Source organism: Oceanobacillus timonensis (genome assembly GCF_900166635.1).
Classification (GTDB): Bacteria; Bacillota; Bacilli; order Bacillales; family Amphibacillaceae; genus Oceanobacillus; species Oceanobacillus timonensis.
Genome location: NZ_LT800497.1, coordinates 1127452 through 1143116, shown reverse-complemented (window position 1 = coordinate 1143116; position 15665 = coordinate 1127452). Strand labels below are relative to the sequence as shown.

13 protein-coding genes are annotated in these 15665 nt (G+C 40.2%); 2 read left to right on the top strand and 11 right to left on the bottom strand.

The window, feature by feature from the left end:
• The first annotated feature begins 109 nt into the window (after positions 1 to 109).
• Entirely contained in the window at positions 110 to 895 is a 786-nt protein-coding gene (locus B7E05_RS05545) for an HAD family hydrolase (protein ID WP_080873166.1), read from the top strand.
• A 66-nt stretch (positions 896 to 961) separates the two neighbouring features.
• On the opposite strand, the gene B7E05_RS05540 is transcribed toward B7E05_RS05545, so the two are convergent.
• The 8 genes from B7E05_RS05540 to rpiA all read right to left on the bottom strand — a co-directional run bounded on the left by B7E05_RS05540 (position 962) and on the right by rpiA (position 10598).
• Positions 962 to 2110, bottom strand: a complete 1149-nt coding sequence (locus tag B7E05_RS05540) for a mannitol-1-phosphate 5-dehydrogenase (protein WP_080873165.1) — start codon at positions 2108 to 2110, stop codon at positions 962 to 964.
• Positions 2110 to 2550, bottom strand: coding sequence for a PTS mannitol transporter subunit IIA (locus B7E05_RS05535; protein WP_080873164.1), 441 nt, complete (start codon positions 2548 to 2550; stop codon positions 2110 to 2112). The genes B7E05_RS05540 and B7E05_RS05535 overlap by 1 nt, the downstream gene beginning before the upstream one ends.
• Before the next feature lie 30 nt (positions 2551 to 2580).
• Positions 2581 to 4677, bottom strand: a complete 2097-nt coding sequence (locus B7E05_RS05530; RefSeq protein ID WP_080873162.1) for a BglG family transcription antiterminator — start codon at positions 4675 to 4677, stop codon at positions 2581 to 2583.
• 62 nt (positions 4678 to 4739) lie between these two features.
• Complete coding sequence (locus tag B7E05_RS05525; RefSeq protein WP_080873161.1) at positions 4740 to 6170, bottom strand: PTS mannitol transporter subunit IIBC; 1431 nt, start codon at positions 6168 to 6170, stop codon at positions 4740 to 4742.
• A 309-nt stretch (positions 6171 to 6479) separates the two neighbouring features.
• Entirely contained in the window at positions 6480 to 7007 is a 528-nt protein-coding gene (locus tag B7E05_RS05520) for a chromate transporter (RefSeq protein WP_080873160.1), read from the bottom strand.
• Entirely contained in the window at positions 7004 to 7567 is a 564-nt protein-coding gene (locus B7E05_RS05515; RefSeq protein WP_080873158.1) for a chromate transporter, read from the bottom strand. The genes B7E05_RS05520 and B7E05_RS05515 overlap by 4 nt, the downstream gene beginning before the upstream one ends.
• Before the next feature lie 391 nt (positions 7568 to 7958).
• The gene (asnB, locus tag B7E05_RS05510) at positions 7959 to 9803 is read right to left on the bottom strand and encodes an asparagine synthase (glutamine-hydrolyzing) (protein WP_080873157.1); all 1845 of its coding nucleotides are present in this window, start codon (positions 9801 to 9803) and stop codon (positions 7959 to 7961) included.
• 114 nt (positions 9804 to 9917) lie between these two features.
• Positions 9918 to 10598 carry a ribose-5-phosphate isomerase RpiA gene (gene rpiA / locus B7E05_RS05505; protein WP_080873156.1) on the bottom strand — a complete coding sequence of 227 codons (681 nt, stop codon included), beginning with the start codon at positions 10596 to 10598 and terminating at the stop codon, positions 9918 to 9920.
• Between the two features lie 965 nt (positions 10599 to 11563).
• Here rpiA and B7E05_RS05500 point away from each other — a divergent pair.
• Positions 11564 to 11779, top strand: a complete 216-nt coding sequence (locus B7E05_RS05500; protein WP_080873154.1) for a hypothetical protein — start codon at positions 11564 to 11566, stop codon at positions 11777 to 11779.
• 38 nt (positions 11780 to 11817) lie between these two features.
• Here the strand turns inward: B7E05_RS05500 and opp4A are convergent, their stop codons facing one another.
• From opp4A to opp4B, 3 genes are all read right to left on the bottom strand, one after another.
• Complete coding sequence (gene opp4A / locus B7E05_RS05495) at positions 11818 to 13668, bottom strand: oligopeptide ABC transporter substrate-binding protein (RefSeq protein ID WP_080873153.1); 1851 nt, start codon at positions 13666 to 13668, stop codon at positions 11818 to 11820.
• A gap of 108 nt (positions 13669 to 13776) precedes the next feature.
• Entirely contained in the window at positions 13777 to 14670 is an 894-nt protein-coding gene (locus B7E05_RS05490) for an ABC transporter permease (RefSeq protein WP_080873151.1), read from the bottom strand.
• Positions 14671 to 14697: 27 nt separating this feature from the next.
• Positions 14698 to 15660, bottom strand: a complete 963-nt coding sequence (gene opp4B, locus B7E05_RS05485; RefSeq protein ID WP_080873150.1) for an oligopeptide ABC transporter permease — start codon at positions 15658 to 15660, stop codon at positions 14698 to 14700.
• Positions 15661 to 15665: the final 5 nt, after the last annotated feature.

Genomic DNA, 15665 nt, shown 5'->3' with positions numbered 1-15665 from the left:
GCTGGCAGGTAACGCTTCTCCTTATCTATACTTGCTTCCTGTCTGCTGGGTTTTAACCGGATTTTATGGTAAAATATATAGTAGTTTTAAAAGAGAAAAGGAGACTATAATGACTTATCGCGCACTATTTTTAGATATTGACGGAACGATCTTGCAGCCTGACCATACCTACACCCCTTCCACGCAGGAAGCGATTCGACAAGCAAAAGAAGCAGGCTTGGAAGTTTTTTTATGTACAGGCAGACCATTTGTGGACATTCAAAAGTTAACCACTGATTTTGAAATCACATCTTCTATCACTTATAACGGTGCCTACGCGCTTTATCAGGATGATGTTATTTTTAACGCGCCAATGAAGAAAGAAGATGTGGAGAAGATGGTAGCTATTGCCGGACAAAGTGAAAGTGAACTTGTTCTCTACACAACAGAAAATAATTACTTCACTTCATTATCCAATCCACATGTGGAAGATTTTAATGAAGTATTTCAGCTGTATCAAAATAAATTATTCACAACCGACGTAGCTGATAAAATTGTTTCTGCTTCTGCTATTAATGTTGCAAAAGATCAGGTGAAAGACTTTGAAATCACAGATGATTATCATCTGACAAAAGTAAATGTTCCACATGCCAGCGAATCCTACGATGTGCTTCGGGCTTCTGTCAATAAAGGGGTTGCTATTAAGCAAATGCTGCAGCACTTGAACATCTCCCCTTCAGAAATCATTGCTTTTGGAGACGGGATGAATGATAAAGAAATGCTCCAATTTGCCGGTACTGGTATTGCCATGGGCAATGCGGATGCAAGATTAATGGAATATGCTGATTTTCAAACAACGTCTGTAACGGATTCAGGGATTTTTAACGGATTGAAAAAATTAGGCTTGGTGAATTAATATTTGTCATTAAAAATGGGAAAGCCGCTTGGCTCTCCCATTTTTTGTACACAAGTAACTTACCGCTCAGCACATCTGTTTATATTCCGTAAGTACTGCTTTCGTAATCGGATGATCTTGCTCTAATCTGCTAATCTCGGCAAATGTTGCTGCTACGCCTTTTTCCTTAATCATCGTTTGCAGCTGTGCAGCCTCTTCATCTTCCTTACTATCAAATAATAATGCTGCTGCCATGGCCTTGGATAAATATTTCGGCGCAACAGAGGCGCATTCCAAATACATGCTAGCCGGACGTATAAAGCGGTCTTCCGGTCCAAGTTTACGAAGCGGTCCTCTGGCAACACGTTTTACTTCATCCGTAATATACGGATTTTGGAAGCGGCCAATGATTGTTTGAATATAGGCATGATGAGCTTTTGGGTCAAATCCATAAGCTTCGATTAAAGCCTGCCCTGACTCCTTTAATGCGCCGCTTAGCATATGAAGAATCGACTTGTCTTGTAAAGCTTGATCAATCGTTTCATAGTTATAATAATTTCCTAAATATGCTGTTGCTGCATGCCCTGTATTGACGGTGAACAGCTTTCTTTCAATATATGGACCAAGGTCATCAACATAGGTGATTCCCTGGATATCAGGCAATGCATCTTGAATAAATGCTTTTTCCACAACCCATTCATAATATGGCTCCACTCGAACGTCCAAGATGTTTTTATTCATTTGATTAGGAACAATCCGGTCTACCGCGGCATCTGGAAAACGAAAGAACGCATCAAAATCTTCCAGCTCTATCCCGTCCATTTCCTGATAGACATGCTTTTTTAATAATGTACTCCCGCCAATCATATTTTCACAGGCAATCACTGGCAGTATCTTCCGGTTTCTATCCACCCTTTCGGCGAGTCCTTTCGCAATAGCTTTCGCGACCACAGGCAAGATGTTCGGACCAACTGCGGTCGTAATAATATCTGCTGTTGTTATCGCATTTGTCACAGCATCCGGATTTTTTATACTATTTATCCCTGTAATATGTTGCACCGTGACAGAATCGCTGTTATCATCTGCAAAATGAACTTGATAAGCCTCATCTTGATTCATTGCATCAGTAATTTCCGCATTAACATCAACAAAGCTGACTTCATATCCAGACTGGTCCAGTAAAAGTCCAATAAAGCCTCTGCCGATATTTCCTGCACCAAAATGAACAGCTTTCATTACGCATTCACCTCATGAAGCAATGACACTATTTCCTCCTTCGTTGATGCTTGCGTCAATTTCTCCACATTCTCTTCTTCCGAGCAAATAATGGCAATTTGCGAAAGGATTTCTAAGTGTTCATCTCCTTTTCCCGCAATGCCAATCAAGAGCTTCACGGTATTTCCATCACCAAAATCAACGCCGTCTGGAACAGTGACAACAGATAGCCCTGTCTCCAAAACATCTTTTTTCGCATCTTCCGTCCCATGGGGAATAGCTAAAGCATTTCCCATAAATGTCGTAGCAACCTCCTCGCGTTCTAGCATTTTATCAATATAGTCTGCTTTGATGTAGCCATTATTTAATAGAATACCTCCGACATATCGAACAGCTTCTTCTTTGGATGCGAATTGCGCCCCCAATTCAATATTGTCTGTACTTAAAATTTCTTTTGTCATTGCGATGCACTCCTTTGTCACTTAAATGTCTTATGAATGTTTTTCTTCTCGATAGAACTTTTCTTGAATAAATACATGAAACTGCTTAGTCAAAAACTGTTTGATTTCCTTTTCATCTGCTTCCTGAAGCAATTGCAGACAGTGATCATCTTGAACAATTAAACCGCTGAGATAACTTAAAATGTCCAGCGCTTCTTCATTTATGGTTTCTGGAGCAAGCATGATTAAAATGCGTGAAACTTCCATCTCCGTTGCATCCATTGCTTGTAATTTCACCTTGTTTGGCAGTTGGAAAATATAGAAGCCGGGGCCACTGACTATGTCAGATCTGGTATGAAATAGCGCTAGCTTGGTTCCTGGAATTCCCAAACCTCCCTGTGTTTCTCTTCTCTTCAATTTTTCAAACAATATATTTGCATTCTCTATGACACCATTGCGCTGTAATTGATGACAAATGGATTCTAAAAAAGTTGCATTATTTTCTTGCAGACAAAATAAGTTAAAACGATTTAAAACCTGCAAGATGACATCGGAATAGCGATACATTTCCTGAAGATTCGTCAGAAAATCGCCTTCCATCATCTTATTTGCTCTCACCGATGATGTTGATCGTGTTAGGGCAGCTTTTCTTATGGCTGTTTTTACTTTTGCTGCTTCATCTTCCGTCAGCATCGGCGAAATATGCACATAACGCTGATTTAAATTATCTAAAAGAACAGTAGAAACAATCACATCGTATTTGGAGAATGCTTCTTCATTTAAATCAAAAATAGATTGATGTTTTACCAGCTCGATTTCCGGAAATTTACGTTCCAATTTGCTGGCCAGCATTTTCGATGTTCCAATACCAGTTGAACAGATAACAAGAACTCGAATATCTTTATGCACCTCTGTCTGCAGAAGTACAGCAGCAAAATGCAGTACAATATACGCAATTTCTTCCTCTGGAATCTCCAAGTCTGGAAAAACAGTTGTGATGCTTTCCTTCACGATCTCAAATAATTCCGAGTAATCCCGTTTAATTTCAGAAAGCATCGGATTATGGATATTCATCTGCTGTTTGATACGGTAAATCGCTGGTTTCAAATGTGTTGTTAAATCATTCAAAAACTGGTTATTGGCTGATAAATCCATGTTCAGCTGTTCTCCAGCTTGACGAATCAGCTCTTTTGCCCGTTGTGCCAAATCTATACTTGTTTCTTCCAATAAATAGGATTGATTTTCTCGAAGCTTTGCGCCCATTAAATGCATCGTAATGTAGCCGACCTCATCCTCTGGGATATGCATCGAAAAGGCCGTTTCCAACTTTTTAATTAATGCAGCTGCAATCTGATACTCCGGTTCCGCTTGAATTTCCTGTTTATAAACTTCATGGAAATGAATGGTATCTCCTTTTTGCAACCTTTCAATGGCAAGCGATAAATGCACAACTAGACCGATATAAGCACTGTCCGCTAAATGATAAGGAAGTTCCTTTCCGATCTCCTGGACCTGTTCCTCTATTTTTTCTAATTTTTGTGGATCAACCAGTCCCAATAACCGATCGGAAATGGTTTCTCCTTTTTCTTTTTCTTCTTTATTTTTCGTTTTTATTTTTTCTACAAATTCAAATAAATCAATATGACGGGAAATTAAATTGCTTAATACAGCCCGCTTCTTTACTTCCTCCCCGTTAATTTCTACGCCATATCCTTTTTTACGGATAAGTTCCAAATCAAATGATTTTATCCACTTCTCGATATCATCTAAATCTTGGGAAATAGCTGCAATGGTTATATTCAATTCACTGGCAAGCGTAAATAATTTAATTGGTTCGCGTACCTGTATTAACGTATTTAATAAAATAGATTGCCTTTCTTCTTTTGCTAATTCCACGCCATCTAATTGCGCGACTTTATTTTTTAACTGGCGTTTTTGCTCAGAGTCACCTTGAATGATTACACCAGAGCCGGACTTTTTATGAAGTATCAGTTGATAACCTGCTAATACATCTTCTAATTTCTTTAATTCCCGGTGAATTGTTCTTGTACTGACGTTCAGTTTATCTGCTACTTGTTTTACTGTTTTCTCTTCCGCTGCAGGCAGTAAAAAAGCTAAAATTTTTCGTTCACGGCTGGTAAGATACATTCCCATCCACCTCCCTTCCGCAAGCAGCCCTCCTTAAAAAGAAGACTGCTATCTTCTTGTATTCAGTCCTTTAACCGTTCAACCAGTTCATCATAGCGCGGACTGTTTAAGAAATTGTCCACCGAAATATGCTCTGCATCTGGACGTTTGGCTTTCGCCCGGTCTGTCAGTGTTTTTTGCGTAATAATAATATCCGCGTCATCCGGAATTTCATTAATGGCTTTGTTCGTAACATCAATATCAATATCGCTCTTCTTGAATTTATTTTTCAATAAGGATGCTCCCATGGCACTGGATCCCATTCCGGCATCACATGCAAATATAATTTGATGGACTTCATCTGCATCTTTAACAGGTGTTTCAATAGCTGCATCTTCCTCTTCTCCTGTAAGCGAACTGCTGACATTGCTTTTTTTCCCTTTCATCTCTTCCATTTTTTTAGTAGAGGCTGACAGGTCTTCTTCGTTACTTTTTGATGTTTTCAGGATAAATGAACCAATTCCAAAGGATACAGCCGTTGCTATAATGACACTTAAGATAACCCCCACATAACTATTTCCTGGTGTCATCGCTATGATTGGTATAATACTTCCCGGTGATGCCGCTGCCCGAAGTCCCGCATCAAATAATTGAAGCATAAAGATACCGGACATTCCCCCAAAAATGGCTGCAATAATCATAGTAGGCTTCATAAGAATATATGGGAAATAAATTTCGTGAATACCGCCAAAAAATTGAATGATTATCGCTCCTGGCGCGGATGCTTTTGATACTCCTTTTCCAAATATTGAAAAAGCAAGTAAAATGTCAAGACCGGGTCCAGGGTTCGCTTCTACAAGGAATAGAATCGATTTACCTGTTTCTAATGCCTGTTCCGATCCAAGAGGTGTCAAAATACCATGGTTAATCGCGTTATTTAAAAAGAGTGCTTTAGCAGGTTCAAGAATAATACTGGCTAATGGCAATAATCCTGCACCAATAATCGCCTCTACGCCACTTGCTAAAATATTTGAAAATCCGGATACTAACGGTCCAATTCCTACAACAGCAATCATCGCAAGGATAGCTGCCAGGATTCCGGCTGAGAAGTTATTGTACAGCATCTCAAACCCCTGGCGGATTTTTGCTTGAAATAACTCATCTATTTTCTTCATCAGATAGCCCGCTAATGGCCCCATAATCATTGCTCCAAGGAACATCGGCTGTTCTGCTCCAACAATAACACCCATTGTTGCTGTGGCACCGACAACGCCTCCACGGATATCATAGACCATACGTCCGCCAGTAAAACCAATCAATAATGGCAGCAGGTAGTTAATCATTGGATCTACAAGTGTAGCCATTGTTTCATTTGGCGTCCATCCGTCCGGAATAAAGAAAGCTGTAATCAGCCCCCAAGCAATAAAAGCGCCGATGTTCGGCATAATCATACCGCTGAGGTTACTGCCAAACTTTTGAACCTTTGCACGGAAACCGCTATTTTGTGCTGACATATTATTAAACCCCTTTCATTTTTTGTTGTTTTCTAATTTTATTTTATGCCGTGCCATGTAGGGAAAACAACCTCATCAAAACGCGACTTTGTCAAAGAGATGTTGCCAAAATATAATTAGCCTGGCAACATCTCTTTGCAGGCCCAAGTAAAAAAGACATCCGTCAGGTAAAGAATCTTCTTCTGACAGCATGTCTTTTTCGATGCATCTATTTTATTTGAATGTTTCGGTTCCAAACTAAAATCTGCAGTTGCTATTATCAAAATATAATCATTTGATATCCATAGATTTTAATGCAAAGCCAATTATTTAAAGGAAAAATCCGCCGTATAGCATGGCCCCGGCAATAATAAAGGCCGGATGCACCTGCTTGATTTCAATCAGGTAAAAACTGATCACGACAATGATTGCTGTTTGTAACAGACCGATACTGACATATGCTTCAGTCCAGAAATTCCAGGCAATGACGCCCAGTAATACGGCGATAACAGGCTGGACAAATACAGTTAATCGATGAACACGTTCTGATTTTTTGTATTTTAATAAAATACTGCCCAGTAAAATCATCAAAATTAAAGAAGGGGCCACAGTAGCAAAAATCCCGACAAAAGAACCTGCGATACCGCCTAATTCATAGCCAATATAGCCTGCCATTTTCGTTGCAATAGGTCCAGGCAAAGAATTGGCAAATGCCAGCACTTCTCCAAATTCCTGGACCGACATCCATCCATAATTACCAACTACCTCATTTTCTACTAAAGTAATGGAAGCAGGGCCACCGCCATAGCCGATAATTCCTGGAATAAAGAAAGCTACAAAAATATCCCATAAGATCATGTGTTATCCCTCTCTTTCTCCTTCTTCTTCACCGGAAGAGCGAGGGCAACAACGAGGAGAATACCAATGACGATACCTGGATGAATATGCAAATAATTTAAAACAATATAAATAGCAACGAGCATAGCAATAGCAAGTCCCCAGCCAAGTCCTTTCCCCGCTTTATATAAAAATTGCCAGGTAAGAACCGCCATCATCATTCCGACAACTGCCAGAACCGCTGCTGTCATCCCTTTCACCCAATCAAACTCACGAACCTCCGATAAGGTTCTTAGTAACACAATAACCAATATAGCCGTCGGAACAACAGAAGCAATCAATGCATTCAGCATACCAACCCAGCCAGATACACGATAACCGATATAACCGGCAAGCTTTGTAGCTATCGGTCCAGGTAATGTATTACTGATGGACAGCATATCCGTAAATTCATCCTCATCCATCCATTTGTATTTCTCAACCGCTTCCTTCCGCATCAAAGGAATAGAGGCTGGTCCACCGCCAAACCCCAGCATCCCCACCCGGAAGAAAGCAATAAAAATATTCCATTGCTTTTTCATGACAATAACAATCCTTCTCTATATCATTTTCAATTTTATTTGACCATACAACTGTATGGTCACTTCTGTTAAGTAAGTTCTGCAACAATGACATTTCCCGCTTTTTTATGAAATTCAGATCTGCCTTTGTTGCTAAAGACTATGTAGCGGCATTCCTACCGTTTTACCTACCGTATACAGATTCTCTTGCCTCTGCATACAAGTTCCATTCATGATGTATATAATCCATTAACCCAACCTTCCAGAAGTATTGATGTTACTTATAGTCTACCATATTATTTACCGAATGTAAGCGTAACAGTTAGACAGATAGGTTAACAAGCAGCAAATTTTCTGTGGCATATAAAAGTATGAAGTCCGGTGATTACCAGACTTCATACTTTGCTGTTGTTTATTCACTCACTTCGATATCATACTTTCTCAACCAATAATCAATCTGACAAAGATGGGCAATTAATTGTGGCCCCCGCATCAGCTGACCATACCAAGGATCTTTGAACTCTTTACCACCGCTCTTTACAATTTGTTCCACTTTGTCTTTCTTCAAAAATTCAAAGATTCTCGCATCTGAATCAGTTAAAATTTTCCGCATCCACTGGGACACTTGCTCTGTATATTCAGGCTGAAACGTTCTTGGGTAAGGACTCTTCTTCCGGTACAGCACTTCTTGCGGTAAAATGCCTTCCATCGCTTTTCGTAAAATGCCTTTTTCCTTGCCATTTGCCATTTTCATTTCCCAGGGAATATTCCAGACATACTCGACAAGATGATGATCGGCATATGGCACACGCACTTCCAGCCCTGCTCCCATACTCATTCGATCTTTTCTGTCTAACAGCTGGGACATAAACCATTGCATATTTAAATAAAACAATTCCCTGCGTCTTGCATCCACCTTATTTTCCCCATCTAACCGCGGCGTCTCCGCTATTGTTTCTTGATATCTGTTTTGCACATAATCTGTAATTTGCAGTTTCTGCTGCCAATCATCATGCAGCAAACTCGTTCTGCCATCTAATGAGCGTATCCATGGAAAATTATCTCCTACCGCTGTCGGGTCATGGAACCAAGGATAACCGCCAAATATTTCATCAGCGCATTCTCCTGACAATGCCACAGTTGTATGCTGCTTCATTTGCCGGCAGCACCATAATAAGGAAGAATCAATATCCGCCTGCCCGGGCTGATCTCTGACTTCTACAGCTTCTTTCAGCAAGGAAGCAAGCTCTACCCCAGTAATAACTTCTTCATGATGATCAGTCGAAAAAGCATCTACCATCTTTTCAATCCATTCCTGATCACTGGAAGGTTGAAACTTACTGGCCTGAAAGTGTTGCTTATTTCCTTGGTAATCCAACGAAAAAGTAGATAAAGCACCTAACCCGTTTTCTTTATAGTGATTTGCTGCTATCGCTGTAATCGCACTCGAATCTAAACCACCAGATAGAAAAGTAGCTACCGGAACGTCCGCCACAAGCTGTCTCTCGACGGAATCAGTGAATAGCTCCCGTACTTTTTCAGCTGTCTCCTCTAACGAATCCTGATGTTCTTTACTTTCTAAATTCCAGTAACGCCAAACCTTTAGCCCCATTCTTGATACGGTCATCGCATGCCCGGCTCTTAATTCGTTTACGTCTTTAAACAGTCCATGCCCTGGTGTTCTGGACGGTCCTAAACCGAAAAGCTCCGAAAGTCCTGTTCGATCAACTTTTGTTGTTACTTGCGTGTGAGCAAGGAGCGCTTTGATTTCTGAGCCAAACACGAATGTTTTTCCTTTTTCACTATAAAAAAGCGGCTTTACCCCTAAGCGATCCCGTGCAATAAACAGTTTTTCTGATGCGTCATCCCAAATAGCGAACGCAAAAATGCCATTCAAATGATCCACACAGTCTTCTTTCCACTCCATATAACTCGTTAGCAGTACCTCTGTATCAGAAGAGGTGGTAAACGTATATCCCCGCTGCATTAAACTTTTTCGCAGTTCTTCTGTATTATAAAGTTCTCCATTATAACAAATCACGTATTTCTTATGTTCTGCTTCTTTTAGCATTGGCTGTTTACCGCCTTCTAAATCAATTACAGAAAGCCGTTTATGCCCAAATCCTACATGACCTTCTAGCCAATAACCGGTTGCATCCGGGCCGCGTAAAGATAATGTATTTGTCATCTTTTCTAATATTTCTTGATCGTCACTCGCCCGTTTATCCCAGCTAATGAATCCGGTAATTCCACACAAATCTCATCATCCTCTCTGGCGAAGTCTCCAGCTCCTCATTAGCCTATGTCGTACTGAGCCAGTTCGTGAATAAAATAGAAAAGACCATCCCAAAAGATGATCTTTTATCTGTATCTATTTATCTTGTACGGAAATTCCTTCAGAACTGCCGGTAATGACCGTATCCGCCATATTAATAAATAATCCTGTTTCCACCACGCCGGAAATAACTTGTAATTTCCGGTCTAAATCAGCCGGATTCTCTATTTTTTCAAACGGACAGTCTGCAATAAAATTACCATTATCCGTCACAAGCGGTTCCCCGTCCTTCATACGAAGTTCCGGTTCACATCCCAGCTTTTTTATTTCATGAACTGTGCGTTCCCATGCAAAAGGCAGAATTTCTACCGGCAAAGCATAGGCTCCTAAATACGGAACCATTTTGGATTCATCCACGATAATAATCAATTTTTCAGCAGCCTGGGCAATGATTTTTTCTCTGAATAGAGCTGCACCGCCGCCCTTGATTAATTGAAAATTCGAATCTACTTCATCTGCCCCATCGATGGTTACATCCAATTCTTTTGTTTCCGCAAAATTTGTTAGAGGAACGCCGAACTCTTTTGCCCATGCCCCTGTTTGGATAGAAGAGGGAATGCCTTCGATTTGAATGCCTTCCTCTTTGATTCTTTCCCCTAAAGCGTGAACAAGCCAATATACCGTTGACCCTGATCCTAAACCTACCTTCATTCCATCTTGAACGAATGACGCTGCTTTTTCACCGACTGCTTTTTTCAATTGCTCTTGTGTATTCATGATATTTTCCTCCTGCATGAAGTATTTCATTCTATTTCTAAAACTTAGCAATAATACGTAATTCAATTTATCTCGTGCTCACTATGTATCCGTATCCATTATAGCGCAAACCGGAGTTTTTAGAAATGTTTAATATGTGCCAGGTAGGAATTTATTAATAACTCAACTTTCGCACTTTAAAAAGTAACTTCCTTTCCATAGGAACAGGTGATGATGCTCCTTCTATACAGCTTTTGATACAGATGAGCAGGTAAGATGTAAGGCGACCGCTGCGGCGGACCGTTTTGCTTTCCTAGGGGCACGCTCTTCAGCTAACTTTTGCCAAGAAGAGCACTTGGCAAAAGTGGATCTTCAGAGGGTGCTAATCCCTCAGGAGTCAAAACGGTCCGCCTCCGCTAGTGGGATATCCTACACGTTTGCAATAGCTAAACAAATAAATGATTTCAGACTGAAAAGCCATTATTTCATCTAACTTCATCAGGATGCTATTTCTTCCAAACGCTGTAGAATCCTATTAGAGCGCAGGCCAACCACGTAGACTCCTATGGGAACAGGGCGAGCTTCAGCTAACTTGAAAAGAAAACCGCTTTTCAAGTTAGCTGAAGCCGTCCCCATGGCAGACTAAGCACACAACGTCCTGGGGTTGCGATTACTCACCACCATCAAAACCGTTGTTGCAACGTCTGCACTAGTACGTCCTGGCGCTGCGCTTACTCGCCCCATCAAAACCGTTGTACGTCGGAAAGCGGAGTGGTTGGCCGGAGCGGAAGCTATACACGATATCCTGTTCAAAAATAAAAGGATGACTTAACTCAAAACAAGCATGATAATAGAGATCATGTTCATCCTGGAACAGCAAGGTTTATATGCTTATTCTTAGGTGCGAAAGTTGGGTTAATAAATAAATAAGTTATGATATAATTGACTATATAGGAAACACTTATCAAGAAGGGAGTGAATTGGCAATGAGCTTAGCAGAGATTTTTCGAAATGAAGGGAAAGAAGAAGGAAAAGAAGCGCTAGCTAACACTGCCGTTGCATTAATTACAAAATTTGTAGCTCCAATATCTGAAGACTTGGAAGATAAACTGCGCCAACAAGAAATAAGCACATTAGAATCGCTTATCAAGCAGGTAGATGAATTTCAAAACTTAGAAGAAATAAAACAATACTTGAAATAGCAGAAAAGACCCGCAATGCGAGTCTTTTCCTTTTGTATTTATTCTGCCACCTCTGGTTCTTCCTGTGTGACGCCAACTTCATAACGTTCTAATTCCTGATCTTCTTGACGAATATCCCAGTTTACGACACGTTCGTTTATCGGAGCTAATTCTGCACGGTAAACTGTCGGAAATGCAGGCACTTGATCGACCATATATTCTTGCCATTCGCTGTATACTTCTTTTCGGTGCTCTAAATCTAACGATTCCTCAGAAACGCCTTCTTCCTGCATACGTGTATTTTCTTCATCTTCCCAGCGGGTGTAATTAAATATTACATTGGATCCCCATAAATTGGTCGGGTCAACATCCGTTCCCACTGACCAGGCAGCTGAATAAATATCAATGTCTGGATCATCGTTACCTTTTTCTCCAATCCGATCATAGAAATCATTAACCTCTAATAAACGTCCATCAATTTTTTCCACTTTAATCCCAACTTGTTCCCATGATTGAATATAATAGTTTGTTAATGGTTCTGCTGTATCTCCGCCCTCCATAGATGCATAATTAAGCACGAACTCTTCTCCGTCCGGATTTTCGCGGATACCATCTCCATTAACATCTTCATAACCGGCCTCATCTAAAATTTGGTTGGCCATATCCGGATCATACGTCGGTGTTTCAATAGAGTCATCATGATAAATTTCATAGAAAGAAGGGATTAATGTGGTTGCATTCCAGCGTAATCCATTATAAAAACGTTCTCCAACAGCATCATTATCCACTGCATACCACATCGCCCGGCGCAATTCAACATCACCGACTTTTGAATTTTCTAAATCCATATCTACTTTTCCATTCTCTTTATCCCATGTTCCCAATTTAAATCCGATATACGAATAAGACCTATCAACTCTTCCTAAGAATTCCACATTTGTCAACGATTCTTCCACATCTGGATATTGATCGGTAGGGAAAGAATTCACTAGATCTACTTCACCCGTTTCAAGTGCTTGTGTCACCGTTTCTGGAGCAATTACTTTTAAAGTCACGGAATCCAGATTTGGCTCCCCTTGCCAGTAGTCTTCATTTTTGGAATATGTTACAGATTCACCCGGAGTAACCGAGTCCACTTTAAACGGTCCCATTCCAATTGGATTTGTACGTACTTCGTCCGATGAAGACATATCCGCTACTGGAATATCTTCAAAAATATGCTTCGGCAATGCGTGAGACCATATTCCACCTGATAACAAGGAAGGGGTTGCTTGTTTAAAGGTCATTTTCAATGTCTTTTCATCTATAATTTCCAATCCTTCAATGCTATCCGCTTCCCCGTTATGATATTCTTCTACGCCAACAATATCCGTCACATTTCCATAACGCGGACCATCATAATCCGGATCAGCGATTACTTCAATAGCAAACGCCCAATCTTCTGCAGTTACCGGTTCCCCATCATGCCAGTTCACTTCATCCCGGATAGTAAAGGTAAATTCATTTCCTTCCTCATTCACTTCCCAGGTAGCTGCACCGTCTTGGTTCATATTGAATGTTTCATCTACATCTAAAAGAGATTCATCAAACCAATCAAGTATTTCTGAATCAACTGCATCCGAATAAAAGTTAAAATTCAATGTTCCAGCAAAAACAGTCGATGATACAAGACCGAAGTTCAGATTTCCGCCATCCATCGGTTCCCCCTCTTTTTTCGGGCTGAAGTCAGCTATATCATATATCTTTCCATCCGTTTCTTCCGAATCAGATCCATTATCTCCACTTTCTCCATTTCCTTCATCATTTCCACTGTCACCAGCATCATCCGACCCGCCGCTGCATGCTGCCAATACCAGAAACAGCATCAGCATCATAACGAATAAAATCTTACTAAGATTTGCTTTCCCCATCCTTGTAACCTCCCCTTATAATATGTTTTTGAACCGGCAAGGACTACCGGTAATATATACTCAACATCTAACGCCGCCTTAGCAGCCGATGAAAGTAATAGATAAGAATTATCCGCGTCGCTGCCGAGCATCAGCAGCTCTTCTTAATGCCTCCCCGACATTCCTTACCGCAAGCATCAATAATAAGATTAATACTGCTGCCGGCGCCCAGATCCACCAGCGGAATTCTAATGTTTGCGGATTTCTGGCATAAGATAACAATGTGCCTAAGCTGGGTGTTTCTTCCGGAAATCCGAATCCAAGAAAGGATAGTCCAGATTCTAATCCGATATTTGCTGCTAAATTTAATGTCATAGTTACAATAATTAATGATGTAATATTAGGTAATACTTGTTTAAATATAATATTAAAATTGGATGTTCCTAACGTCTTTGACGCTTGCGCATAATCGAGTTCTTTCTCTTGCAGCGCTTTCGAACGTATCAATCTGGCAATACCCATCCAGGAAAAAGCTGCCATAATCAGCGAAAAGCTAACAATACTATAGTCAGGTGTCATAGATACAAAAACAATAATAATCATCAAAAACGGCAAAACCATAAAGAAATCAATAATCCGCATCAGCACGTTATCTATATGACCTCCGAAATAACCAGAAATAACACCATAGGCTATGCCAAAGAATCCACTCATTAATGTCACTAAAATTCCAATTGCCAGAGAATTACGTGTTCCAATAATTAACTGACCAAACACATCCCGTCCTCCATAATCTGTTCCTAAAATAAATTGATCGGACGGCGGTGCATTAATGGCAAATAAATCGACACTTACAATCTCATCTTTATTTAGAAAGATGGAAATTCCAAAAACAAAACCGGTAATTAATATAAAGAATATAAGTGACACAAGCGCCAGTTTATCTCGAAGTAATTCTTTTAAAAGAATCGTAAGCGATGAAGGGCTTTTTTGTTCTGTGTTTTTGACTGTATCAGCTTCCATACAAGAGTCACCTCCATTTCTATGTTTCTATTTAATCCGAATTCTCGGGTCAACGATACTCAAGATAATATCGGATAAAAGCGCCCCTAAAATACTGGCAATTCCAAACAATAAAACAAGTGCTGTTACAACGCTGAAGTCACGTTGTGTGATAGACTCCAAAAACAGAAGTCCCATGCCCGGATAGGAGAAAACACTTTCTACAAATACCGTTCCGGAAATTAAACTGGTAATCTCCCACCCAAAGAAAGCCGCTACTGGCAACAAGGAATTACGGAAAATATGCCTATTATATACACGGGTTTCGGAAGCACCCTTTGCTCTCGCCGTCACAATAAAATCTTTTTGCTTCGTATCCACAATTTCACTTCTCAGATACTGAATGGTAGACACAACGGATATTAAAGCAATGGATAAACCAGGAAGTAATGCATGATATACTTTGCTTATATAATATTCCATTGTTCCTGCATTTAACCCGGGAGCCACGCTTCCACCTGTCGGAAACCATCCCAGAATAAACCCGAATACCCAAAGCATCACCAGTGCGAAAATAAATATAGGTGTTGCAAAACCAAGATAGCTATAACTTGTAATAGCCGAGTCCAAAGGAGAATCATTGTAACGTCCACTGACAATCCCCAGCGGAATAGCAATGATGTATGTAAATATCAGTGAAACGGCTGATAGTAATATCGTGTTCATAACCCGTTCTGAAATCAGTTCAGTCACATCCATTTTAAACCGGAATGACTGGCCAAGATCTCCTTGTACCAAACCGCCTATCCAATCCGCATATTGCACATACCAAGGGTTATTCAGCCCTAAACGTTCACGCTGAATTTCTAATGCTTCCTGGGTAATAGTTGGATCAATTAAACCTGTTAAAGCATCTCCCGGCATAAATTGAGCCATTATAAATACAAGAATACTTAAAAATACAATCTGCGGGAATGTAATTAGTAGTCTACGTACTATAAATTTCCACATAAACA